Origin of the sequence: Bradyrhizobium sp. HKCCYLRH2060 (assembly GCF_051168135.1) — a bacterium.
Classification (GTDB): Bacteria; Pseudomonadota; Alphaproteobacteria; order Rhizobiales; family Xanthobacteraceae; genus Bradyrhizobium.
Map to the genome: position 1 here is coordinate 281810 of NZ_JBNPUK010000005.1, position 22013 is coordinate 303822.

General features: G+C 65.5%; 22 protein-coding genes. 4 read left to right on the plus strand and 18 right to left on the minus strand.

What is annotated here, in order from left to right; all coding sequences use genetic code 11:
* Positions 1-163 precede the first annotated feature (163 nt).
* Positions 164-1369, plus strand: coding sequence for an alpha/beta hydrolase family protein (locus tag ACQR10_RS13835; RefSeq protein WP_316217939.1), 1206 nt, complete (start codon positions 164-166; stop codon positions 1367-1369).
* 191 nt (positions 1370-1560) lie between these two features.
* Here ACQR10_RS13835 and ftsH read toward each other — a convergent pair whose 3' ends face one another.
* From ftsH to ACQR10_RS13895, 12 genes are all read right to left on the minus strand, one after another.
* A complete protein-coding gene (ftsH, locus tag ACQR10_RS13840; protein ID WP_315802592.1) occupies positions 1561-3477 on the minus strand; it encodes an ATP-dependent zinc metalloprotease FtsH in 1917 nt (638 codons plus the stop codon).
* Positions 3478-3712: 235 nt separating this feature from the next.
* The gene (gene tilS, locus ACQR10_RS13845; RefSeq protein WP_316217940.1) at positions 3713-4786 is read right to left on the minus strand and encodes a tRNA lysidine(34) synthetase TilS; all 1074 of its coding nucleotides are present in this window, start codon (positions 4784-4786) and stop codon (positions 3713-3715) included.
* Between the two features lie 62 nt (positions 4787-4848).
* Positions 4849-5904 carry a tol-pal system protein YbgF gene (gene ybgF, locus ACQR10_RS13850; RefSeq protein WP_316217941.1) on the minus strand — a complete coding sequence of 352 codons (1056 nt, stop codon included), beginning with the start codon at positions 5902-5904 and terminating at the stop codon, positions 4849-4851.
* A 202-nt stretch (positions 5905-6106) separates the two neighbouring features.
* Positions 6107-6601, minus strand: a complete 495-nt coding sequence (pal, locus tag ACQR10_RS13855) for a peptidoglycan-associated lipoprotein Pal (protein ID WP_172133860.1) — start codon at positions 6599-6601, stop codon at positions 6107-6109.
* Positions 6602-6879: 278 nt separating this feature from the next.
* Entirely contained in the window at positions 6880-7602 is a 723-nt protein-coding gene (locus ACQR10_RS13860) for an N-acyl amino acid synthase FeeM domain-containing protein (RefSeq protein ID WP_315802589.1), read from the minus strand.
* A 352-nt stretch (positions 7603-7954) separates the two neighbouring features.
* Complete coding sequence (locus ACQR10_RS13865) at positions 7955-10294, minus strand: putative bifunctional diguanylate cyclase/phosphodiesterase (protein WP_315802588.1); 2340 nt, start codon at positions 10292-10294, stop codon at positions 7955-7957.
* A 247-nt stretch (positions 10295-10541) separates the two neighbouring features.
* A complete protein-coding gene (tolB, locus tag ACQR10_RS13870) occupies positions 10542-11816 on the minus strand; it encodes a Tol-Pal system beta propeller repeat protein TolB (RefSeq protein WP_315802857.1) in 1275 nt (424 codons plus the stop codon).
* A 68-nt stretch (positions 11817-11884) separates the two neighbouring features.
* A complete protein-coding gene (locus ACQR10_RS13875; RefSeq protein ID WP_434911976.1) occupies positions 11885-12910 on the minus strand; it encodes a cell envelope integrity protein TolA in 1026 nt (341 codons plus the stop codon).
* Positions 12907-13386, minus strand: coding sequence for a biopolymer transporter ExbD (locus tag ACQR10_RS13880; RefSeq protein WP_315802586.1), 480 nt, complete (start codon positions 13384-13386; stop codon positions 12907-12909). Before ACQR10_RS13880 ends, ACQR10_RS13875 begins: the two co-directional genes overlap by 4 nt.
* 39 nt (positions 13387-13425) lie before the next feature.
* Positions 13426-14109 (minus strand): protein TolQ, encoded by a 684-nt coding sequence (gene tolQ, locus ACQR10_RS13885; RefSeq protein ID WP_315717584.1) that lies wholly within the window; start codon positions 14107-14109, stop codon positions 13426-13428.
* A 456-nt stretch (positions 14110-14565) separates the two neighbouring features.
* Positions 14566-15054: a DUF2852 domain-containing protein gene (locus ACQR10_RS13890; RefSeq protein WP_315802585.1), complete on the minus strand. Its 489-nt coding sequence runs from the start codon at positions 15052-15054 to the stop codon at positions 14566-14568.
* A 129-nt stretch (positions 15055-15183) separates the two neighbouring features.
* A complete protein-coding gene (locus tag ACQR10_RS13895) occupies positions 15184-15909 on the minus strand; it encodes a TetR/AcrR family transcriptional regulator (RefSeq protein WP_315802584.1) in 726 nt (241 codons plus the stop codon).
* 254 nt (positions 15910-16163) lie between these two features.
* On the opposite strand from ACQR10_RS13895, the gene ACQR10_RS13900 reads away from it, so the two are divergent.
* A complete protein-coding gene (locus ACQR10_RS13900; RefSeq protein WP_315802583.1) occupies positions 16164-16616 on the plus strand; it encodes a MarR family winged helix-turn-helix transcriptional regulator in 453 nt (150 codons plus the stop codon).
* A 29-nt stretch (positions 16617-16645) separates the two neighbouring features.
* Complete coding sequence (locus tag ACQR10_RS13905; protein ID WP_315802582.1) at positions 16646-17047, plus strand: DUF1398 domain-containing protein; 402 nt, start codon at positions 16646-16648, stop codon at positions 17045-17047.
* Between the two features lie 43 nt (positions 17048-17090).
* On the opposite strand, the gene ACQR10_RS13910 is transcribed toward ACQR10_RS13905, so the two are convergent.
* From ACQR10_RS13910 to ACQR10_RS13930, 5 genes are all read right to left on the minus strand, one after another.
* Positions 17091-17462, minus strand: coding sequence for a hypothetical protein (locus tag ACQR10_RS13910; RefSeq protein ID WP_315802581.1), 372 nt, complete (start codon positions 17460-17462; stop codon positions 17091-17093).
* 33 nt (positions 17463-17495) lie between these two features.
* Positions 17496-17912: a YciI family protein gene (locus ACQR10_RS13915; protein ID WP_316217946.1), complete on the minus strand. Its 417-nt coding sequence runs from the start codon at positions 17910-17912 to the stop codon at positions 17496-17498.
* Between the two features lie 33 nt (positions 17913-17945).
* Positions 17946-18359 carry a YciI family protein gene (locus ACQR10_RS13920; protein WP_315802579.1) on the minus strand — a complete coding sequence of 138 codons (414 nt, stop codon included), beginning with the start codon at positions 18357-18359 and terminating at the stop codon, positions 17946-17948.
* 110 nt (positions 18360-18469) lie between these two features.
* A complete protein-coding gene (locus tag ACQR10_RS13925) occupies positions 18470-19120 on the minus strand; it encodes a glutathione S-transferase family protein (protein WP_315802578.1) in 651 nt (216 codons plus the stop codon).
* 180 nt (positions 19121-19300) lie between these two features.
* Positions 19301-19852, minus strand: coding sequence for a dihydrofolate reductase family protein (locus ACQR10_RS13930; protein ID WP_315802577.1), 552 nt, complete (start codon positions 19850-19852; stop codon positions 19301-19303).
* A 105-nt stretch (positions 19853-19957) separates the two neighbouring features.
* Between ACQR10_RS13930 and ACQR10_RS13935 the strand changes: the two genes are divergently transcribed.
* On the plus strand, positions 19958-20476 hold the full coding sequence (locus tag ACQR10_RS13935; RefSeq protein ID WP_315802576.1) for a winged helix-turn-helix transcriptional regulator: 519 nt from the start codon (positions 19958-19960) through the stop codon (positions 20474-20476).
* Positions 20477-20553: 77 nt separating this feature from the next.
* Here the strand turns inward: ACQR10_RS13935 and ACQR10_RS13940 are convergent, their stop codons facing one another.
* On the minus strand, positions 20554-21750 hold the full coding sequence (locus ACQR10_RS13940) for a hypothetical protein (RefSeq protein ID WP_315802575.1): 1197 nt from the start codon (positions 21748-21750) through the stop codon (positions 20554-20556).
* Positions 21751-22013: the final 263 nt, after the last annotated feature.

Sequence of the window (22013 nt, forward strand, 5' to 3'; positions counted from 1 at the left end):
CGCCTGCATGGGCGCTCCTCATCGAGACATAGGCGGGGACGCTTGAAGAAGGCTTAAGCGCGGACGACGGCAGCGCGGCTGCCGGCGCCGCACCGATTGTTTACTCGCGATCTGTATCGCAGGGGTCCGAATGCAACCGACGGCGGCAGGCCGGGGAGATCCCATGTTGGTTTATCGCGCTCTCATCGCGGTGCTCGTCTGCGCCATCTGGCCGACCGCAAGCCGTGCCCAGGACAAGGCTCCCGTCCGCGTCTCCTCCGACGTCAGCTACGAATATCTGGCCCGCTGGGACGTCGGCCGGCTGAACACCATCCTCGCCGCCGACACGCCGAAATTCGCGGGCGTTTCCGTGACCTACACCCCGGCCCGCAACGCCGTCAGGCTCTATCGCGTCACCTATGCGTCTGTCGTCCCCGAGCGCGGCAACAAGCCGATCACGGCGAGCGGCCTGCTCGCGGTGCCCGAGACCGGCGAGACCAGCCTGCCGATGGTGTCCTATCAGCACGGCACGGTGTACGGGAAGCAGGAGGTGCCGTCGTTTCCGGAGCAGTCGCCCGAGACCCAGCTGATGATCGCGCAGTTCGCAGGACAAGGCTATCTGCTGATCGGCGCCGACTATTTCGGAATGGGCATCTCGACCGAGCCAGAAGGCTACATGGTGAAGGCCAGCCATCAGCAGGCCACTTACGACATGCTGCGGGCAAGCCGCGCCGTGCTCGAACAGATGAAGCTGACGAGCGCCAGGCTCGACATCGCCGGCTGGTCGCAAGGCGGCTTCGTGACCATGGCCTTTCTCGAGAAGCTCGAAAGCGCCGGCGTGCCGGTGACGGCGGCGGCGACCGCGAGCGCTCCTGTCGACGTGTCCGTGGCGCTCAACGGCTTCCTCAGCTTCCCGCGCAAGAACGACGCCGCTTGGGTCAATTCGCTGTTCATCCTGTCGGCGTTCGCGTTCGAGAACTACTATGCGGTGCCGGGGCTGGCGCGCTCGGTGATCAACGACAGCTACTACGATGTCGCGCGCAAGGCCTATGAGCGCGAGCCCTTCAACGTCGCCGACGTCCCGACCGATCTGCATAAGCTGCTCAAGCCCGACTATTTCGACGCGGAGTATTTCGCGGCGTCGGCCTACGGCCGCCTGGTCGCGCAGACGCAGGCCTATCGCTGGATCATCAAGACGCCGGTGCGCAACTATTACGGCGAGACCGACGAGGCGATCTCGACCGGTCTGGGCCGGCTGGCGATGACCTACCAGCAGGCGATCGGGGCCGGCAACAGCAAGGTCGAGGCGGTGTCGACGGGACCGACCAGCCATCGCGGCACGTTCGCCACCGCCGTCCCGCAGTGGAAGGCCTGGTTCGACAAGCCGTAAGGCGAGCGACGCCGCTGGATGCGGTCCGCGGCAACTTGGCAAGAGTTCCCCCGCTCATCACCGCGGTTCGGATCCCCGCCGGCACAGATCTCCAAACAAACAAAAGGCCCGGCTGCAAGCCGGGCCTTTCGTGTCTATCGATCTTCCGGATCAGACGGGCTGACCGCCGGAAGCCTGTCGCGTCTCTTGGCTCACGCCTGGGGCTGCGGCTCCAGGCCGGGATCGGGTCGCGGCCGCGGTTTGCCGGCCGGCGGCACGGCCGACGCGCGCGGCGTCGACGGCTCGATCGCCGATTCGCGGTTCGGCTTCTTGCCCTTGAGCAGGTCGAGAATCTCCTCGCCGGTCAGCGTCTCGTATTCCAGCAGGGCCTGGGCGATCGCTTCCCAATCGTCGCGCTTCTCGGTGATGATGCGGCGCGCCTCCTGCTCGCCGGCCTCGATCAGGCCGCGAATTTCCGAGTCGATCAGGCGGGCGGTATCGTCGGAGATGTTGGTCGAGCGCGCCACAGAATGGCCCAGGAACACCTCCTGCTCATTGCTCTGGTAGCGGACGCGGCCGAGCTTGTCGGACATGCCCCATTCCATCACCATCGCTCGCGCGAGGTTGGTGGCCTGCTGGATGTCGCCGGTGGCGCCGTTGGTCACCTTCTCCGGACCGAACTTCTGCACCTCGGCCTCGCGGCCGCCGAACATCATCGCGAGCTTGGAGACGCACCATTCGCGGGTGTGCGAGTGGCGGTCGGCCTCGGGCAGCGACTGCACCATGCCGAGCGCGCGGCCGCGCGGAATGATGGTCGCCTTGTGGATCGGGTCGTGGCTCGGGACGTTGAGGCCAACGATCGCATGGCCCGCCTCGTGATAGGCGGTCAGCATCTTCTCTTCCTCGGTCATGACCATCGAGCGGCGCTCGGCGCCCATCAGCACCTTGTCCTTGGCTTCCTCAAACTCGGACTGCGTGACCATCCGCTTGTTGCGGCGGGCGGCGGTCAGGGCGGCCTCGTTGACGAGGTTCATCAGGTCGGCGCCGGAGAAGCCGGGCGTGCCGCGGGCGATGGTCTTGAGGTTGACGTCCGGCGCCAGCGGCACCTTGCGGACGTGAACCTTCAGGATCTGCTCGCGGCCGATGATGTCGGGGTTCGAGACCACGACCTGGCGGTCGAAGCGGCCGGGACGCATCAGCGCCGGATCGAGCACGTCGGGACGGTTGGTGGCGGCGATCAGGATCACGCCCTCATTGGCCTCGAAGCCGTCCATCTCGACCAGCAGCTGGTTGAGGGTCTGCTCGCGCTCGTCATTGCCGCCGCCGAGACCGGCGCCACGATGGCGGCCGACGGCGTCGATCTCGTCGATGAAGATGATGCAGGGCGCGTTCTTCTTCGCCTGCTCGAACATGTCGCGGACGCGGCTGGCGCCGACGCCGACGAACATCTCGACGAAGTCAGAACCCGAAATGGTGAAGAACGGCACGTTGGCTTCGCCGGCCACGGCGCGCGCGATCAGCGTCTTGCCGGTGCCCGGAGGGCCGACCAGCAGCACGCCGCGCGGGATGCGGCCGCCGAGCCGCTGGAATTTGCCGGGATCGCGCAGGAATTCGACGATCTCCTGCAGGTCCTGCTTGGCCTCGTCGACGCCGGCGACGTCCTCGAACGTCACCCGGCCATGCGCCTCGGTCAGCATCTTGGCGCGCGACTTGCCGAAGCCCATCGCCTTGCCGGCGCCGCCCTGCATCTGCCTGGAGAGGAAGATCCAGACGCCGATCAGCGCGATGAAGGGCAGCCAGGAGACCAGCAGCGACACGAACCACGGCACGTTGTCGCCGGGCGGCTTGGCCTGGATGTTGACCTTGGCGTCGTACAGCCGCTTCACGAGGTTCGGATCGCTCGGCGCGTAGGTCTGGAACGACGAGCCGTTCTTGAAGGTACCGTGAATCTCCGGCCCCTGGATCACGACGTCGCGCACATTGCCCTGATCGACCTCGGTCAACAACTGCGAGAAGTTGATGTCGGTCGACGACGCGCGTTGCCCCGGGTTCTGGAAGAGTGTGAACAGCGCCAACAGCAACAGGACAATAATGACCCAAAGGGCGAAATTGCGCAGATTGGCGTTCATCGATTTTCCTTCGTGGTCGCGCGGATCGCGGCCGTTAGTCCTCGGACTCATCCCTGGGTAGCCACGAGGGAATCCCCCGGTCGACCGTCTCGTAATCTAGGTACCACTCACGGCAATGCCAAGGGAACTAGAAAGGACTATTTATCGCATCCTAGCCCGATTCCCGCTCAAAAAATGGCGCGGGAAAGCGTCGCCAAGGCAGGTGGTTAAGCGTCCGCGAAGGCGGTGAACCGCTTCAAATCCCGCGCGAGCGCCGCGGCGGCGCGGGCGTGATGCGGATCGTCTCTCTCGTCATGCTTACCAGTGCACCAGCCAGGGTCTGTTTTAGCCTGCCCGGAGCAGACGTACCACCATCTGCGATCCCCGCAAGAGTCCGGTCCAGCCTCGCCAGCAGCGACTCTGCCTTGCCGAGTTCCACGGGACCTTCGGTTCCAATGCGATTGATCGCGCGGATCAGCAGCCTCAGCCTGATTTCGGCTGGAAGTGCGACAAAGGCGCGCGCCTCGAAGGTCTCGCCGTGACCCCCGCCGACCGGCCTGCTCCCGGCCGCGCGCAGTGCGAGATAGCGTTCGGCGCCATCCACCATCAATTCGATCGCGGCGTTGGCCCGTCCGAGCCGGTCGGCCAGCATCGCCAGCGTCCGGGCATCGCCGCCCTCCGCGGCCAGGGCCGGCATCAGGGCGCGCAGCCGCGGCCGGGTGAAGGCGGGATCTTGATTGGTCGGGTCATCTGCGAACGGGATTCCGGCCGAGCGCAGCGTCGCTACCAGCCGGACTTTGGCAACGTTCAGCAGGGGCCGCGCCAGCAACACCCCTTCACGCTCGCTGAGCGGTGCCATCGCCGCGAGCCCCGCAATGCCGCTGCCGCGCAACAGCCGCATCAGCACCGTCTCAGCCTGGTCGTCACGGGTGTGGGCGGTGACGACGTGTCCGGCACGCGCCTGCCGCGCCGCGCGCGCCAGCAGGCGGTATCTTGCCAGCCGCGCCGCTTCGGGAATCCCGGTGTCCGGCTTCGCGTCGGTCCAGCGAAGGGTCCGGTGCGGAATTGCGAGCCGGCGCGCGATCTCCTTCACCATGCGGGCTTCACGGGCGGAGTCGCGCCGCAGCGCATGGTCGACCGTCACGGCCACAAGGTGCGGTCCCTGTGCGAGCCCCGCACGCCACCGCGCCGCGAGCCACATCAGAGCCATCGAATCGGGACCGCCCGATACGGCGAGCACCAGTGCGGGCGCGGCCGAAAGCGGCGCGAACAGGCGCTCGGCTTCGGCGGCGGAGATCGCAAGATCGGCTTCGGAACGGGCCTTCGACATGGCGCCGCAGCCTATCCGCCCCGCCGGTTATAGGCGAGAGGCCTCCCCTCGCCCGCAGGCGCTCAGCACTTCACCCGCTTCTGCTCGCGATCGACGGTCGCCTTCACGCCCGCCGAGGCGCGCGGATATTTGCGCGTCACTTCGCCGAACGCGGCGCAGGCCGCCTCCTTCTCCTTCAGCGCGGCCAGCGACTGGCCGAGCCGGAGCAGCGCATCCGCCGCCTTGCCCGACTTCTCGTATTTCGTCGTCACGGCGAGGAAGACCTCGGCCGCATCGCGATATTGCTGACGCTGGTAGAAGCTCTCGCCGAGCCAGTATTGCGCGTCGCCGACCATCGGATCGTTCGGATATTTCTGGGTGAAGTTGCGCATCGTCTGCTCGGCCAGCGCGTAGTCGCGGCGCTGCATGTAGCCGATGCCGAGGTCGTATTCGTCGCGCGGCGTCTGCCGCGGCGGCGCGGTCTCCAGTCCGCCCGCCCCCGGCGCGGCGGCCGGCGGCGCGCCCTGGGGATAGCGCCCGCCCGCGGTGTTGGCGAGAGCCGCGGGATCGCCGACGGGACGGCCAGCGGGCTGGCCGCCACCCGGCTGGATCGGCAACTGGCCGCCGCCGAGCGCCTGCGGGGCGCCTGGAGCGGTCGGATTCTGGCTCGGGTCGAACGCATCGCCGCGGCGGCCCCGACCGGGGGCCGCGGGCTCCTGGACGATTTGCACCGGCGCACCGACGGCGGGCGGCTGCGCGTAGACCGGCTGCTGCTGCGGATAGGCCTGTTGCGGCTGGCCGTACGGCTGCTGGCCATAGGGCTGCTGGCCGTTGGCCGCCTGAGGGGGCTGGCCGTAAGCGGGATTGGCCGGCGCGGGAGCAGCCGCGTTGGTCTGCGCCGCGGGCGCACCGCCGGGTGCAGCGCTCTGCAACTGCCGCAGCCGCTCCTCGAGCTGGCGATTGCGATATTGCAGCTCCTCGTTCTGACCGGTCAGTTGCCGGAGCTGATTTTCGAGCCGCTGAATCCGGATCTCGGGATCATCGTCATCGGTCTGGGCGAGCGCCCGCGACGAAACTGCCTGGCACGAGAAAATGACGAGCGCGGCGAGGATCGCGGCGGCGCTCCGTGGAAGAAACATGAATGACATGCTGCCCTGACGACCGGATCGGCGAGACATTGAAAACAGGCCTGTGAGCGAGGCTGTAAAGCAGAAATGCGATAGATACAAATGACGTTCAAGCGAAGACAAGACCAAGTCCGGACGAGACCCGCCGACCAGAAACGACGAAGCCGGCGTCGATGGGCGACGCCGGCTTCATCAGCAACGGATTCGTTCAGCTTTATGAACTGGCGTTCAGGACCGTCACCGCACGGCGGTTCTGCGACCAGCACGAGATGTCGTTACAGACCGCCACCGGCCGCTCCTTGCCGTAGGAGATGGTGCGCATGCGGCCCTGGTCGATGCCGCGCGACGCCAGGAAGTTGCGGACCGACTGCGCGCGCCGCGCGCCCAGCGCGATGTTGTACTCGCGGGTGCCGCGCTCGTCGGCATGGCCCTCGATCGTGAAGGAGTAGCGCGGATAGCTCTGCAGCCACTGAGCCTGCTTCTCCAGGGTCGCGATCGCCTGCGGCGTGAGATCGGTCTGATCGCTCTCGAAGAAGACGCGATCGCCGACATTCACGACGAAGTCCTGCTGGCTGCCTGGAGTCGCAGCGCTGGCCATCGCCCCGTCGGCCCCGGTGAGATTCTTGTTGGCGCAGGCGCCCATCGACAGCGCCACGGCCAGCACGGCTGCCAACTTCAATCCCTGGAGGATACGCATCTGATATTTCATTCCCGGAGCCTCCACGCTCACGTTCTTAGACTGCCATCCGGTCTACAGGGCGATGGTTAAGCGAACGTTCCGTCAACCTTGATGGGGTCTTGCCGAACCCCGTCAAATGCTAACGAAACCCGAAAAGCGACCGCGATGGTTAATGGGTTGTAAATGTGGCGCCAGGGTGAAGGCAAGCCGCTCAGCGCCTGCAGCAGGGCGCTTTTCGCTGATTTTTGCATCAGCGCCACGGTGTGAACCGGCCGGACGGCCGAACCGGCCCCGATATCGGCCGATGATCAGCCGGCCTTCGCGACCGCCTGAATCCTGAACGAATCAGTGAAGGCGTCCGGCGCGGGACGATCGAACAGCATCCGCCGTTCGAACGCGCTGGATCGCATGAACGGAAAGCGCTGGAACACGCGATCGCGGATCGACGGATAATGCGCCGCCACCAGGCCGACCGGCTTGGTGAGGCCGGAGTAGAGCCGCGGCTCACCCCATGGTTCCTGCAGGAACACTTTCTTGTAGAAGGCGCGATGTTCCGGGCGCACGTTGGCGAGACCGATATCCGCGTTGAAATGGGCGCAGGCGACGTAGCCGAGCCGGACGGTCACATAGGGAAGCGCCGGAAACAGCCGCGCCTTCTCATGGTCGGCGACGAACCGTGTCGGGTCGATGATGACCTTGCCGCGATCGAGCTCGGGATGCAGCAGGTCGGCGAACATGTCCGAGGACAGCGATCGGCGCCATTGCGAGTTCAGCACGCTGATGCGGATCGAGCTGTAGAGCTCGCCATTGACGTAGACGCCGAAGATGAAGCTGTTGGGAAGATCATCATATTCGTCGCTGACGCGTTCGCTGGGCGACGGCAGGATGGCGCCTTCACGCAGATAGGCGCGGTAGCGCAGCCGATAGATCTCGTCCTTGTCCTCAGCAGTCAGCGCCAGTCGATAATCCACGTTCTCCAGCACATCCGACTTCTGTTCAGCAACGGCACTCACTCTAGCCGCCGACTTCATCCGCAACCCCTTTTCACACAACTCCTACGAGCAGTATGAGCTTAACAGCGGGTTAATGCCGACGCAAAGCTTTCGGCGGTACAAAGTTAACGGCACGTAGAATCCCGGAGACTTAACCGTGACTTACGGGATTGGATGCAGTGCTGGACGGATTGCTTCGGATCACTTGCGTGTCAAATCGAAACGGATTCGCTTGGCATACACGTGCAATGTTTCCGAATGATGCGACGTGGGGTTGTCACATCGCCATTCACATACGAGCCATGCTCGGACCGGCGGGATGCAGCGCACAGGGCTCGCCTCCACTGGTCGATCTTCGCGGCACCTCCGCATCAAGGCGGAGGTCGAGCGATCAAGCGATCGAACGTGTCCCGCCGGCGGCCGCGATCGCCCCGTCGCTCGAACGGCGCCCATGCGATGCATTCAGGAGCTGCCGGATGCGGATTGCGGGGACGGGCCGGCTGAACAGATAGCCCTGCGCTTCGGTGACCGTGCCGTCGGCGCTGACCAGTTCGAGCTGCTCGTTGGTCTCGATGCCCTCCACCACCACCGACATGCCGAGATCGGCGGACAATCTTGCGACACCGCGCAACAGAGTCAGCGGCCGATCGCTGTCGATGCCTTCGAGGAAAGAGCGATCGATCTTGACCTTCTCCAACGGGAAGTTGTGCAAATAGCTGAGGCTGGAATAGCCGGTGCCGAAATCGTCGAGCGAAATGCGGACCCCGAGCATGTGCAGCTGCGACAGCACATCGTGGGTGAGCTGGGTGTTGCGCAACAGCGAGGATTCGGTGATCTCGATCTCGAGCCGATGCGGCGGCAGCCCGGACACTTCCAGCGCGTAGCGGACCTCACTGAGCACATCGCGCTGATGGAACTGCTGCGGCGAGAAGTTGACGGCGACGCTGACCGCATCCGGCCATTTCATGCATTCCAGGCAGGCCTTGCGCAGGATCCAGCGGCCGAGATCGACGATCAGGCCCATGTCCTCGGCGACGGGAATGATGTCGACCGGCGAGACCGTGCCGCGCACCGGGTGGTTCCAGCGCAGCAGCGCCTCGCAGGTGGAGATCTTGCCGGACTTCAGGTTGACCAGCGGCTGGTAGAACAGCTCGAACTCCTCGTTCGCCAGCGCCTTGCGCAGGTCGAGCTCGAGGATGCGGCGTGCTTCCACCGTCTGGGCGAGCTCGTCGCGGAAGAAGCAGAAGGTGCCACGTCCCTCCGCCTTGGCGCGGTACAGCGCCATGTCGGCATTCTTCAGCAGGGTGTCGGCGCTGATCCCCGGCGCGGTCATCGCGATGCCGACGCTGGCGCCGATCTCGACCAGGTGATTGTCGATCTTGTAGCGCTCGCTGAGCTGGTCGACGATCCGGCGCGCCAGCATCGCGGCGTCGTCGTTGGAGCGGATGTTGCGCTGGAACACCACGAACTCGTCGCCGCCGAAGCGCGCAACGAAATCTTCCGGACGCAGCATGTCGCGCAGCCGCTCGGAGACCGCGCAGAGCAGTTGATCGCCGCAGGGGTGGCCGAGCGTGTCGTTGACCTGCTTGAAGCGGTCGAGATCGACGAACAGCAGCGCGGACAGTTCGCCGTGCCGCTGCGGAATCCTGAGCAGCCGTTCGATCTCGTCGCGGAAGCTGACGCGGTTCGGCAAGGTCGTGAGCTCGTCGTAGCGCGCCAGATGCGAGATGCGCGCCTCGGCATGCCGCCGCTCGGTGATGTCCTCGAGCAGGACCACGGCGCCGCCGTCGGCCATCGGCTGGAAGGTCCAGGACAGCGACCGGTCGCGCGCGACGTCGGGATCGCTCGTGATGACATTATGGGTCTTGGTGTGCTCGATCTCGGCCAGGATCAGCCGGCCGCTCGAAGCGGAGATCGAGCCTGCGATCACGCAGGCGTTGATGATGTCGGCCGCCTTGCCGCCACGCTGCAGGATGTCATCCGGCAGGTTCATCATCTGGCCGAAGCGATGGTTCATCACGGCCAGACGCCCGTCGGAGCGGAACATGCACAGGCCGTGCGGCATGTTGTTCAGGGCCGTATCGAACTGCTTGGCCAGTGCAGCCTCGCTTTCGCGCGCCACAAAGGCCTGGACGAAGATCCGTTGCAGGTTGGTCGAGATGTGCTTCAGCGATACGAAGAACAGGACGCAGAACGCCGCCATGCCCAGGTAATAAGGGCTGCCGTGGATCGCGAGAGCCACTGCGAGCGGTCCGCAGGCGAGCAGGATCTGGACGTGGAAGATCCAGGGCCGCCCGTAGGTCCGGCCTGCGCCCGCCGACATGTAGCAGAGCGTCACCGTGATCGCGATCAGGTGCACCACCGGGTCGCTGTTGTCGACCAGGGCGACCACGCACCAAATGCCGAGCACCAGCGCATAGATCATGGCGCCGATCTGATAGCGAACCTCCCAGCGCTCGACCGCCGTCTGCGTGAGGCGGCCGGCGTCGCACAGGCTCCGATAGTAGCGCATGTCGAGCGAGCGGAACGCTCCTGCGATGATCAGCATCGCGGCACACGGCCACAGATTGACGTCGCCGCTCTTGATCGCGGTCATGACGGCGGCGACGGCGGCGCAGAGTGCGCCGGCGAACATCGGGCCGGGATCCTGGAAGAGGGAGTCGACGAGAGCCGCCTGGATCGCAGGCGACAACTTTCGATCGTCTTCTCCGTTCTGAGTGGCAAGCTGCATTCGTGCGCACGCGTCCTGTTCGGTGCGCAACATTACCGTTCGCAGGTGAAGTCTTTCTGAGGGAACATCGTTAGCAGAGCGTTTCCGCACTCGCGAAGTGCTCGGATTCGCTCGAAAATTCAGCCAACTAGGCAAACACTACCCGGTTGCTGCAACGAATGGTTCCATATTTTACGGGAACACGCATCGCGCGACTCGAAAAATCGCGTCCACCACGACGTGAGCGGGCCCAGAGGCTCGCTCGCCGTCACGACAGCAGCGGCGACCAGGCCGGATCCGAGGCGAAGCCCGGCGTCGGCACCTTCTGCTCGAAGCGGCCGGAGACGTCGATCGAATACAGCGACGGGCCGGCGGTGCCGCCGGGGTCACGGAAGAACATCAGCACGCGGCCGTTGGGCGAGAAGGTCGGCCCTTCGTTGTGGAAGCCGGCGGTGAGGATGCGCTCGCCCGAGCCATCCGTCTTCATGATGCCGATCGCGAACTGGCCGCCACCCTGCTTGGTGAACGCGATGTAGTCGCCGCGCGGCGACCACACCGGCGTCGAGTAGCTGCCCTCGCCGAACGAGATGCGCTGCGCGGCGCCGCCACTGGAGGCCATCACATAGATCTGCGGCTTGCCGCCGCGATCGCTCTCGAAGCAGATCTGGCTGCCGTCCGGCGAGTAGCACGGCGAGGTGTCGATCGCCGGCGTGTCGGTGAGACGCGTCGTCGTGCGCGAGCGCAGGTCCATCACGAACAGGTTGGAGTTGCCGCCCTGCTGCAGGCTGAGGATGATGCGCTGGCCGTCCGGCGAGAACCGCGGCGAGAACGACATGCCCGGGAAGTTGCCGACGATCTCGCGCTGGCCGGTCTCGATGTTGAACAGATAGACCCGCGGGTCGCCCTGCCCGAACTCCATGTAGGTGATTTCCTGGCTCGACGGCGAGAATCGCGGCGTCAGCACGAGGTCGGCGCCGCGGGTCAGATAGCGGACGTTGGCGCCGTCCTGATCCATCAGCGCCAGCCGCTTGACGCGCCGCTCCGACGGCCCGCTCTCGTCGACGAACACCACGCGGCTGTCGAAATAGCCCTTCTCGCCGGTCATCTGCGTGTAGATCTGATCGGAGATGATATGGGCGATGCGCCGCCAATACTCCGGCGCCGTCACATATTGCTGCCCGGTGAGCTGCTGGCCTGAGTTCGGGTCCCACAGCCGAAACTCGGCCTTCAGGCGCCCGTCCGGCTGCCGCGTCGCGCGGCCGGTCACGAGCCCGGTGAGGTTGAGCGGCTTCCAGCTGGCGAACTGCGGCGGCGCCTCGAAATTGCTGATGCGCTCGGGAAACGCAGCCGGGTCGACCGGCGCGAACAGGCCGCTGCGCTTCAGATTGTTCGTGATCACCTGCGCGATGCCGTTGCCGACATCGGCATCGCCCGCACCGCCGGGAACGAACGGCGGAATCGCGATCGGGATCGGCTTGAACTCGCCGGGATTGATCTGCAGACGCTGCTGAGCGAAGGCGGGTCCCGCGCCCCACGCCGCCATCGCGGCTCCTCCGGCCAGCAGAACCTGGCGCCGCGTGGTGAATCCAGTCTTGCGCGTTGGAGGTGTCGTCAAGTTCGGCCTCGCATCGAATTCATCATTTTGAGATTGAATGTCGTCGGGATCAACTTCCACTCATTGTACCGGTTCTTCGGCAGAAACGCGTAGGGCGCGCAGTTCTCGACCGCACGCTTCGCGCTATCCGCCATCGCCGCGCTCACCCGCGGCGGCCCTCGCGTTCCCGCGACCGAGGGGACGGCGGCCAGCGAGCCGTCGGGACGGAGTTGGATGTCGATATCGACTTCGATCTTGTCTTCATCGACGCCGTTATAAGGCGTCGTGAAGCAGCGCGTGACCGCCTCCTGGAAGGCGGCCTGCCAGCTCGCGACATTGCTCTCCGCCGTGCCATGAACAGCGCCGAGCGCGGCGTTGGCGTTCAGCTCCGAACCCGTCACGGCCTGGCGCGTCGGGTCCTTCTGATTGATCAGGCTCGCCATCTTCTCGGCGTCGAACTTGCGCTCGCTCTTGTGCTTGGGCGGCGCCGCGGCGGCCTGCTGCGGCTTCGGCGGATGCTTCGTCTTGTCCTTGTTGAGCATGCTGGCGATCTGGTCCGGATTGAACGGATCCGACTTCTTCTCTTCCGGCTTCGGCTTCTCGGCCGGCGCGGGCTTCGGCGGCTCCGGCTTCTTCTCGGCGACGGGCTTAGGCGTATCAGGCTGCTTCTCGACCGGCTTCGGCGGGTCGGGCTTCTTCTCGACCGGCTTCTCCGGCTTGGGCAGCGGCTCGGGCGCAGCATCGGTCTCGGTGACCTGCTTGGTATCGACCTTGCCGACGATGTCCTCGGTCGGCTTCTTCTCGCCTATCTTGTCGGCCAGCAGCTTCTGGGCTTCCTTCTTGCCGGTGAGGGCGCCGGCCTTGGCCTTCGAGCTGTTGTCCTCCGAGATCACGTCGACCGGCACCAGGTCCTCCGGCGGCGCCACCATCGAGCGCGCGGAGAAGCTGAACAGACCCCAGCACAGCACGAGCACGTGCAGGGCGACGGACAGCACCGTCCCCTTGCGCGTGCGCACGAACCGGATGAGGTCTTTCGACGTCATGAGCCCTGATCCGGCAGCACGACGATGCTGGCGCGATAGCCGGCGTCGCGCGCCAGGCCCAGCACCTTCATCATGTCGGAGTAGCAGGCGTCACGGTCGCCGCGGATCTTGACGACGTTGTCGGCGCCGCCGGCGCCCGCATCCTTCATCGCCTTGATCTTCGGCCCGAGCTCGTTGATCGCGATCGGCGAGTCGCCGAGATACACGTCGACCTTCGACGCGCAGCCGCCGCCGGTCTTCTTCACGGTCACCTCGAGCGGCGGCTTGGCGTCGGCCGTCGAGGCCGAGCCGCCTTGCGCCTGGGGCAGGTCGACCTGGATGTTGACGGTGAGCAGCGGCGCTGCGACCATGAAGATGATCAGCAGCACCAGCATGACGTCGACCATCGGCGTGACGTTGATCTCCGCCATCACGGCCGCCTTGCGCCGACCGCGGCGACCACTGCCGCCGGACGCGCTGCCCATGCTCATGCCCATGCTGTGGTACTCACGATCCGGATGCCACTATACCTGCCCTCATCCCCGCTCGTCGATCTGACGGGACAAGATGGCGGAAAATTCATCTGCGAAGCCTTCCAGCCGCTGCGCCTGCCGGTTCACCTCCGAAGAGAACTTGTTGTAGAAAATCGTCGCCGGGATGGCCGCGATCAGGCCGATGGCGGTGGCGAACAGCGCCTCCGCGATGCCCGGGGCGACCACCGCCAGCGAGGTGTTCTTGGAGGCCGCGATCGCCTGGAAGCTGGTCATGATGCCCCAGACCGTGCCGAACAGGCCGACGAACGGGCCGGCGGAGCCGACCGTGGCGAGCACCAGGAGACGGCGTTCCAGCCGCTCGACCTCGCGCGCGATCGAGACGTTCATCACCTTCTCGATGCGCATCTGCAGGCCGGCGAAGGAGCGCGCATGGCCCTCGAACGAGCGCTTCCACTCCCGCATCGCCGCCACGAAGCACGCCGCCATGGATTGCGTCGGCTTCGCCGACAGCACCCGGTACAGCTCCTCGATCGATTCCCCGGACCAGAAGGCTTGCTCGAACCGGTCCATCGAGCGGCGGGTGCGTGAAAACAGGAACATCTTGTCGATCGCGATCGCCCAGACCCAGATCGAGCAGGAGATCAGGCCGAGCATGATGATCCGGACCACCCAGCCGGCATTGCCGAACAGATCGATCAGGGACAGGCCGCCGCTATCGACAGACATCTGCAAGTATCCTCTCAACCAATCATCCCGGGACGCCCGGGACCATGCAGCCGCCGTTCCATGCCGGATGCTGTCGCGGCGGAAAGCGCCTGCGCGAGAAAACCCTGAACTGATCGCTTTAAGAGGCCCGCCGAAGCCATAAGCGGCCTGCTTCCTCTGCCAACGTGTCAAAACAAGGGCTCTTGGCGCGCGTAAGCGCCCCTTAACCAAACCCCGTCCGGGGTTAAGGCGGGGTTACCGCGGAGTATTGCGGAGGTCAAAGGTCCAGCCGGACCAGCCAGATAGAGCCTTTGTGATCAGCCGCTTGACCATTTTGGCCGGCGTCGGCAGCGGCCAGCCGCCGCAGCCGGACGGTAACGGGAAACGCAAAACGCCCGCCGGCGGGGAACCGCAGGCGGGCGTCTTGTGCCGTCAGGGCGGGGGCTGAAAGCCCTGCGGCGTCAGGGTGAGGGGCGATCAGCTCGAGGGCTGGTCGTTCGGCGGGGTCGCCGGACGCGGCTTGTGCTGGGCCATGAACGCGTCGAACTCTTCCTTGTCCTTGGCGTGGCGCAACCGGGTCAGGAAGTCGCGGAACTCCTGCTGCTCCTCCTCGAGCCGGCGCAGGGTCTCCATGCGGTATTCATCGAAGGCGCGGTTGCCGCTCGACGACGGCGCCGAGAACCCGAAGCCGAAGCCGCGGCGCTCCATCTTGTCGCGCATGCGGTCCATCTTCCACTGCATCCGCTCCATCTTGTTCGACCAGCGATCACCGCCGTTCCAGCACGCCATCTTTCTGCTCCCGAGTGTGAAAAAGAGAAGGGCAAGTCCGATCGGCCACCAGATGATGAAGCCGAGCACGGTCACGGCGATCCAGCCGGGATGCCAGGGCGACTCCATCATATGGGGCCGGTACCTCTGCTCCTCCTCCGAACCGCGCCAACGATTGACATCTGCGGTGTAGGCCATCTCCCTCTCCATTCGCGGCGCCATGCCGTGTGAATGTAAATAACATTTACATAGCTAGACCAACCCGGGATTTTGTCAAGGCGACCGCCTGACGCGCCGCCCGAATTATTTCTCGCTCGTCTTTGAACCTTATTTCGGGCGGCCCCAGGGCCCGGCCGGCTTGTCGTCGTCCGGCAGCGGCGGCGGCTCGGCGGCGGAGGACCCGGCAGGCCGGCGATCGGTGGGGAAGCCGAGCCCACGCAGATAGATCAGCACCTCGGCTTCCAGCAGCTCCTCGGGCGACATCGGCAGCTTGCGCCGGGCGGCGTCGCCACGGGCGAACAGCGAGGCGATGCCGTGCGCCATCGACCAGATGTGCAGCGCCATCATCATCGCCGGTGGCCGCGGCACGCCAGGCGGCGCCAGCGCCGCCAGCCGCTCGGCCGCGGCGCGGATCACGCCGAACGCCCGCTCGCCGGCCGCCAGCAGGCCCGCCGTGGAGTCGGCCGGCACACCGGATTCGAACATCGCCGAATAGAACGCTGGCTCCGCGCGGGCGAAAGCGAGATAGGCCTTGCCGACGCGCTCGAACGCCGTAACGGTATCGGGGCGGCCATCGTCCCACGCCGCAGAGAGCTGGGATTCGAACTGCTCGAAGCCGCGCTGGGCGATGCTCGACAGCAACTCGTCGCGGTCGCGGAAATGCCGGTACGGCGCGGCCGGGCTGACGCCGGCCATGCGGGCGGCGTCGGCGAAGGTGAAGCCGGCAGCCCCCTTCTGCGCGATCAGGTCGAGCGCCGCCTGCAGCAGCGCCTCCTTGAGGTTACCGTGATGATAGCCGCGCTCGGCGCGGCGCTGCTCCTTGCGCCAGCTCATGTGAAGGGCTTTTACATGAGCCGGACGAAAAGACGCCAGAGACTTTTCGAACGTGCCAACAGTCGCCGACCACCGCCGAGAGTGACGGAGCGCTTCCGTCCCGGTCCGCGGCGTCGATGAACTTGCTCAGGCGGCCTGCGGCTGTCCGCAGTCCTGCGGCCGGCCCCCGGCGTCCCGGCGCGCAGGCTTGCCCAAATATAGTTGACTAGGAAACCAAATCCATTTAGTTTCCTTGTCAACCACATGGCGATCACATGACCCCCGTCTCGGACCTGACTGACCATACCGGCTTCTGGATGCGGATGGTGTCGAACGCGGTGTCGCAGGAATTCGCGCGGAAGGTCGCGGCCGAGGGAGTCACGGTTGCGGAATGGTCGTTCATGCGGGCGCTCTACGACCAAGGCCCGATGCCCCCCTCCGTTCTGGCGCAGCGGATGGGCCTGACCCGGGGGGCGGTCAGCAAGCTTGCGGATCGGCTTCTGGGCAAAGGCCTGATCGCGCGAACGGAGAACCCGGAAGACAAGCGCGGGCACCGCCTCGCTTTGACGGCCGAGGGACGGTTCAAGGTGCCCGTGCTTGCCGCGCTGGCCGATGCGAATGACGCAGCCTATTTCGGCGTGCTCAGCAAAAGCGAGCACCACACGCTCAACCGCCTGCTGAAGGCGCTCGCCGAAAGACGCGGCCTCAAGACGATCCCGTTGGACTGAACGCACTCAATTCATCGAAGGACGCCGATATGGACACGGACCGGATTTCCATTGCCAAGACATGCCTCGATGCTGCCCACGATGGCAGCCTGAGCTTTCCGGAAATCGTCGGCCGGCTGATGGCTGCCGGATTCGAGAGCTACACCGTCGACTATCGTTGCAACACCCAGACCTGCTATTTGCCCGACGGCGACCATGCGACGCTCGCGATGCAGCCGTCAGCCGGACGCGTCGCGCCCGCCTTCGATGCCCGGGAGATCGCGCATCTGGTGCGATGGGCGCAGGCAAATCCCGCCGACTACAACTACGTGGCCTTCTGCGAGAAGGCGAAAGCCGCCGGCTGCGCCGGCTACCTGGTGTCGTTTGCCGGCCGCCGCGTGGTCTATTTCGGCCGCACCGCCGAGACGCATGTCGAGCATTTTCCCGCTTGAGAACGTACGCGCGGCAAAGGCCGCGCGTCCTCGCCACTGGAAACTATCCGCCGCCCGGGATCGGCAGCACCGGCATGATCTCGACCCGCTCGCCCGGGAAGATCGCAAAATGCGGATGGTTCACGAACATCTTCGCCGCATCCTCATGCGAGGCGGCGCGGACCACGGTGAACGCGCCCATTTCGTTGGCGATGTCGTTGACGCCGCCCTTGTCGACCCGCTTGGTCTTGCCGAGCGGCCCGCCCATCGCGAGGATCGCGTCCTTGTACTGGTCGACCCAGGCATGCCAGGCCGCCATGCCCTGCTGTCCCCTGGCATTGCGCTCCGTCTCGGACAGCGCCTCCCAGGCTTTCGAGGCCGGACTGGTCTTGCTGCCGAGAAAGACGGCGAGATAGGTGTTGCTGTTGTCGCTCATTGCACTTCCCTCTCCTGCTGTGAAACGGATCGATCAGACACGGCCGGCATGCGGCAGCTCGGCGAAGCCGGCCGCGGCCTGCTGCACCTCCTCGGAAAAGTCCGCCATCTCCTGGACCTGGCGAATCTCGATGATCTCGTTGTCCGAGGCCGGGCACTGCCTGGCCCAGGCGATCGCCTCGTCGCGCGACGCGACCTCGATCATCCAATAGCCGCCGAGCACCTCCTTGGCCTCCGCGAACGGGCCGTCGGTCACCGCGGGCTTGCCGCCCGCGAACGAGACCCGCGCCCCCATCGACGGCGGATGCAGGCCCTCCAGCGTGATCAGCACGCCAGCCTCCTTCAGCGCCTCGTTGTAGCGCATCATCGCCTTGACCCGCTCGGGATCGAGCTCCACGTCGGGCGGCGCGCTCTCATAGCCGAGCGGGATCATCAGCATCATGAATCGCATCCGCGTTTCTCCTCTCCTGATCAGGGTCGCGGTTCAGCCCTTGGCGACCTGCGCACGCAGCCGTTCGACCCGCTCGCGCAATTCGGATGTGAACGTCTCGCCGAAATCCTCCGGTGCATAGACCTGCCGGATCTCGATCTGGCCGCTCGGGAACGGCGCGCGCGTCATGTGCGCGATCACCTGGTCGAGCGAGCCGGCCTTGATCATCCAGAAACCGGCGGCGAGATCGCCGGAGAGGTCGAATGGACCGCGCGCGACGCTCGGCGTCCCGTTCGAGAAGTCGATCCGCGCGCCCTTCGCGGTCGGATGCAGGCCCTCGCCCGCCTCCATCATGCCGGCCTTGACCAATTCCTCATTGAATCGGCCCATCGCCGCGAACTCCTCGGTGGTCGGCAGGATTCCGGCTTCCGTGTCCCGGGTCGCCTTCACGATCACCATGAACCGCATGGCTTCTCTCCTGATGCTGTGCGGCAGGACTGCCCTGCCCGCATCAGTAAGACGATCCGGTCCCGGCGCCGCCGACACGCCCTCGCGATTATTTTGACCGGGTTCCCGGTTCAGCCCGCCTCTTGCGGGAACATGTGGAAATAAGGCTGGGCCTCTGCGAGCACCCGCGCCACGGATGGCCGCGCCTTGAGCCGGTCGAGATAGGCTGTGACCCCAGGCAGCCCGTCACCCAGCGGCTCGACTCTGTCGGCGTAGAACAGCGCCGGCAGGGCCGCGCAATCCGCCAGGGTGAACGGGTCGCCCATCGCCCAGCCACGCGGCGGCAGCTCGGCCTCGAGCATCGCGTAGGACGTGCGCAGCCGGCTTCGCGCGTCGGCGACGCCGAGCGGATCGCGGGCATCGGCCGGCCGCAGCCGGTCGAACACGACGGTCTGCGTCGGCATGTGCAGATAAAGGTCGAGAAAGCGATCGCGCAGACGTGTCCGCAAGGCGAGATCGGGATCATCGGGAATGAAGCGCGTCCCGCCCGCATAGTGCTGGTCGAGATATTCGATGATGATGCTCGATTCCGGAATCGTGCGCTGCTCGTCGCGCAGCACGGGAAATTTGCCGACCGGCCACAGCTTCAAGAACGCCGCGCGCTCATCCGCGTCACCGAGATTGATCAGCTTCGGCGTGAACGAAACGTCGTTCTCATACAGCGCGATCAGCACCTTCCAGCAGAACGACGACAGCGGATGATAGTAAAGGGTCAGGGACATCTTAAGCTCCTGATAGGTTGGGGTGAGAACAAGTTGTTTGGTCCCGAACGCGCGGCCGCAGGACGGCGCGCTCCCGCGCCCCGTTGTTCGAGGGGGCTGAGGTGAGGGGCTGGACGGGCGGGTGCGTGAGTTGAAAGACCTGCGCTCGCCCGGGACACGGAACGCGGCGCAAGATAGGGCTCACACGTCCCGAACGGGGGCGTAGCGCGCGATGACGACGCCGTTGGACAGCGCCCGGCTGTCGATCAGGCGGAGCTTCAAGGCCTGACCCGGCTTGAACAGCGGGCGTCCGGCACCGAGCACGCGCGGATTGATCGCGATTCGAAACTCATCGATCAGGTCGGACGCCACAAGCGTCGAGGCGAGGTCCGCGCTGCCGAACAGGAACAGGTCCTTGGCATTCTCCTGCTTGAGCTTGTCGACCTCAGCCGCGAGCTGCGGACCCAGCAGATGCGCGTTCGACCATGGCAGGCGAGACAGCGTGCGGGAGGCAACATATTTGGGGATGCTGTTCATGAAGTCGGCGGTCACGCCCTTCTCCGTCGGCCAATAGCCGGCCATCAGATCGTAGGTCACCCGGCCGAACAGCAATCCGCCCGCCTCCTGCAGCTGCGTCTCGGAGATCTGCTCTAGCTCCGGGCCCCACACATCCTCGTGCCAGGAGATGTCGCCGTTCGGGCCCGCAACCATGCCGTCCAGCGTCATCATGTTCCACATCACCAGTCTCGCCATCGACGCTCCTCCCTGACTGCTTTCATTTTGCAAGCAGTTGGAGAATGCCCAGACCGGTGCAATATTGCAAGCGGTTTATATGCGATCCCTCCCAATGAGACGTCGATGTCCGACCTTCAGCGTTCCGGCTGCCCGATCAACCTTTCGCTCGAAGTAGTGGGCGACAAATGGAGCCTCTTGATCATCCGTGACATGATGTTCGGAAATCGCCGGCATTATCGCGAGCTGCTCGGCGGCTCGGAGGAAGGCATCTCCTCGAACATTCTCGCCGACCGGCTGAAGACGCTGCTCGCCGCCGGCATCATCAGCCGCGAGGACGATCCGAGCCACAAGCAGAAAGGCATCTATTCCCTGACCGAGCAGGGCATCGAGCTGCTGCCGATCCTCGCGCAGATGGCGGGCTGGGGTTACAAATATCTACCGGTTTCAGAGGAGCTCGGCATCCGCGCCAGGCTGCTGATGGAAGGCGGGCCGAAGATGTGGGCCGAGTTCATGGATGAGCTGCGCGAGATTCATCTCGGCACGAAGCGGCGCAGGAAGGCCGGGCCAAGCGTCGGTCAGCGGCTGAGGGCGGCTTACGAGAAGGTGGTTGCCGACAAGAAGGCCGCTTCGGGCAAGTCGTGATCAGACGCTCACTTGCCGGACACGCGCATGGGCCGCGCGGATCGCACGCCCCTCGATCGTCCGGAACGATGCTCCCATCAGAACCGCGTGTTGTCGGCCCTGTAACGCGACGACCTGCGCGGCGCGCGCTCGGGGGTCTGCTCGAGTTGCGCGATCGGACGGCGATAGGTCTCGGCGCGACGCAGCCAGCCCGCCTCCCACACGCGGTTCGAGGGTAGATTGCGCACCCGCTGCTGCAGCACGACCTGCACCGCGTCGGAATATTCGGCGAGCACGGCCTTGGACTCGGTCGTGGTTCCGTTCATCTTGAGCAGCACCTGCTTGAGACCCCAGCCCTGGCGCTGGCCCGTCTCCTTGTCCACGGCGGTCTCGGATGGGTTGGTGCCCTCGCCCTTGAAGTTGATGTAGTCGATCAGCGGATAGAGATCGTTCGAGGCGCGGACGACTCGCGAATACTGCGCGACGATGTGCTCGCGTTCGGCGCTGTCGGGCGTGTTGGCGAGGATCTTGTCCATTGCGCCTTGCGCACGCGCCACCAGGAACTGCGTCTGCTCCGCAATCGTGTCGAGCAGGAACTGCCGCAATTGCCGCATTTGCGGCGAGTTGAAATTCCGCTTGAAGTCGGCCCGGCTGGTCCAGGGGCATGCCGGAGTCGGCGTCTTGTCGAGCCATGCAGGCAACGGCGTCTTGCCCTTGCGCAGAAATGCGATCAGCCCCGGAAAGCCCTCCTCATACGGCGGCTTCGCGGTGGCCGGGTACCAGATGAAATGCCCGATTCCCAGCGAGGCGAATTCTTCACCCGCATTCCACGACGTGATCGCGTCGCGCCGTCCCCCGGCCTCGTTGAGCCAGATCTTGCGGCCGATCATCTGCGCGACGTCGGCCGGCAGCGCGCGCTGAGGCACCGACAGATTCTTCGTGGTCTTGGCGTCGCCCTTGCGCTCAGCCGCGACCGGCTTCGCAGGCTCGGTCGATGGCACGACCACCTTCGGAGCCGGCGTCTGCACGTCCGACGGCCGCCCCACCGTCTCGGGCTCCGCGGTCTGCGGCTGCTGCGGCGGCGCGACATCGTGCGCGGCCTGCTCGGTCTCTGCCGGTTTCGCAGCAACGCTGCCATCCGCTCCGGCGGCGCCGGACGCCGCGAGCCCGAGGACAATGCACGACAACAGCAACGCGCCGCACCCGCGCCTCAGACCATTCGACCCGTGCGACGAAGCGTGCAGCTCCGTGGTTCTGACGAGAGTGATTCGCCGGCTGATGAATAGATCGCCCATGTCGATTCTACCGAGACTCTAAAACTCTACGCTACCGGTTCAGATTCGTCCCGGACACGTCCGAGAGCGACCCGACGACGGGCAAATCAGCCGACGGCGGGACTGTCCAATTCCACGGGGGAATGCGCCTTGGCAGGCTGTGGCGCGGCCGCGACACCGCCCATGCCACGGAGCTCTTTTCGTGAAGACTTTCAAGTCGATTACCCTTGTCCAGTCCTACCCGTAAAGATAGTTCTATTTCGCCTTTCCAGAATTCACGCTCT

Coding starts and splice junctions, on each gene's coding strand:
- ACQR10_RS13835 (WP_316217939.1), top strand. CDS start 164: ATGTTGGTTTATCGCGCTCTCATCGCGGTGCTCGTCTGCGCCATCTGG.
- ftsH (WP_315802592.1), bottom strand. CDS start 3,477: ATGAACGCCAATCTGCGCAATTTCGCCCTTTGGGTCATTATTGTCCTG.
- tilS (WP_316217940.1), bottom strand. CDS start 4,786: ATGTCGAAGGCCCGTTCCGAAGCCGATCTTGCGATCTCCGCCGCCGAA.
- ybgF (WP_316217941.1), bottom strand. CDS start 5,904: ATGTTTCTTCCACGGAGCGCCGCCGCGATCCTCGCCGCGCTCGTCATT.
- pal (WP_172133860.1), bottom strand. CDS start 6,601: ATGAAATATCAGATGCGTATCCTCCAGGGATTGAAGTTGGCAGCCGTG.
- ACQR10_RS13860 (WP_315802589.1), bottom strand. CDS start 7,602: ATGAAGTCGGCGGCTAGAGTGAGTGCCGTTGCTGAACAGAAGTCGGAT.
- ACQR10_RS13865 (WP_315802588.1), bottom strand. CDS start 10,294: ATGCAGCTTGCCACTCAGAACGGAGAAGACGATCGAAAGTTGTCGCCT.
- tolB (WP_315802857.1), bottom strand. CDS start 11,816: ATGGCGGCGTGGGGCGCGGGACCCGCCTTCGCTCAGCAGCGTCTGCAG.
- ACQR10_RS13875 (WP_434911976.1), bottom strand. CDS start 12,910: ATGACGTCGAAAGACCTCATCCGGTTCGTGCGCACGCGCAAGGGGACG.
- ACQR10_RS13880 (WP_315802586.1), bottom strand. CDS start 13,386: ATGGGCATGAGCATGGGCAGCGCGTCCGGCGGCAGTGGTCGCCGCGGT.
- tolQ (WP_315717584.1), bottom strand. CDS start 14,109: ATGTCTGTCGATAGCGGCGGCCTGTCCCTGATCGATCTGTTCGGCAAT.
- ACQR10_RS13890 (WP_315802585.1), bottom strand. CDS start 15,054: ATGGCCTACACCGCAGATGTCAATCGTTGGCGCGGTTCGGAGGAGGAG.
- ACQR10_RS13895 (WP_315802584.1), bottom strand. CDS start 15,909: ATGAGCTGGCGCAAGGAGCAGCGCCGCGCCGAGCGCGGCTATCATCAC.
- ACQR10_RS13900 (WP_315802583.1), top strand. CDS start 16,164: ATGACCCCCGTCTCGGACCTGACTGACCATACCGGCTTCTGGATGCGG.
- ACQR10_RS13905 (WP_315802582.1), top strand. CDS start 16,646: ATGGACACGGACCGGATTTCCATTGCCAAGACATGCCTCGATGCTGCC.
- ACQR10_RS13910 (WP_315802581.1), bottom strand. CDS start 17,462: ATGAGCGACAACAGCAACACCTATCTCGCCGTCTTTCTCGGCAGCAAG.
- ACQR10_RS13915 (WP_316217946.1), bottom strand. CDS start 17,912: ATGCGATTCATGATGCTGATGATCCCGCTCGGCTATGAGAGCGCGCCG.
- ACQR10_RS13920 (WP_315802579.1), bottom strand. CDS start 18,359: ATGCGGTTCATGGTGATCGTGAAGGCGACCCGGGACACGGAAGCCGGA.
- ACQR10_RS13925 (WP_315802578.1), bottom strand. CDS start 19,120: ATGTCCCTGACCCTTTACTATCATCCGCTGTCGTCGTTCTGCTGGAAG.
- ACQR10_RS13930 (WP_315802577.1), bottom strand. CDS start 19,852: ATGGCGAGACTGGTGATGTGGAACATGATGACGCTGGACGGCATGGTT.
- ACQR10_RS13935 (WP_315802576.1), top strand. CDS start 19,958: ATGTCCGACCTTCAGCGTTCCGGCTGCCCGATCAACCTTTCGCTCGAA.
- ACQR10_RS13940 (WP_315802575.1), bottom strand. CDS start 21,750: ATGGGCGATCTATTCATCAGCCGGCGAATCACTCTCGTCAGAACCACG.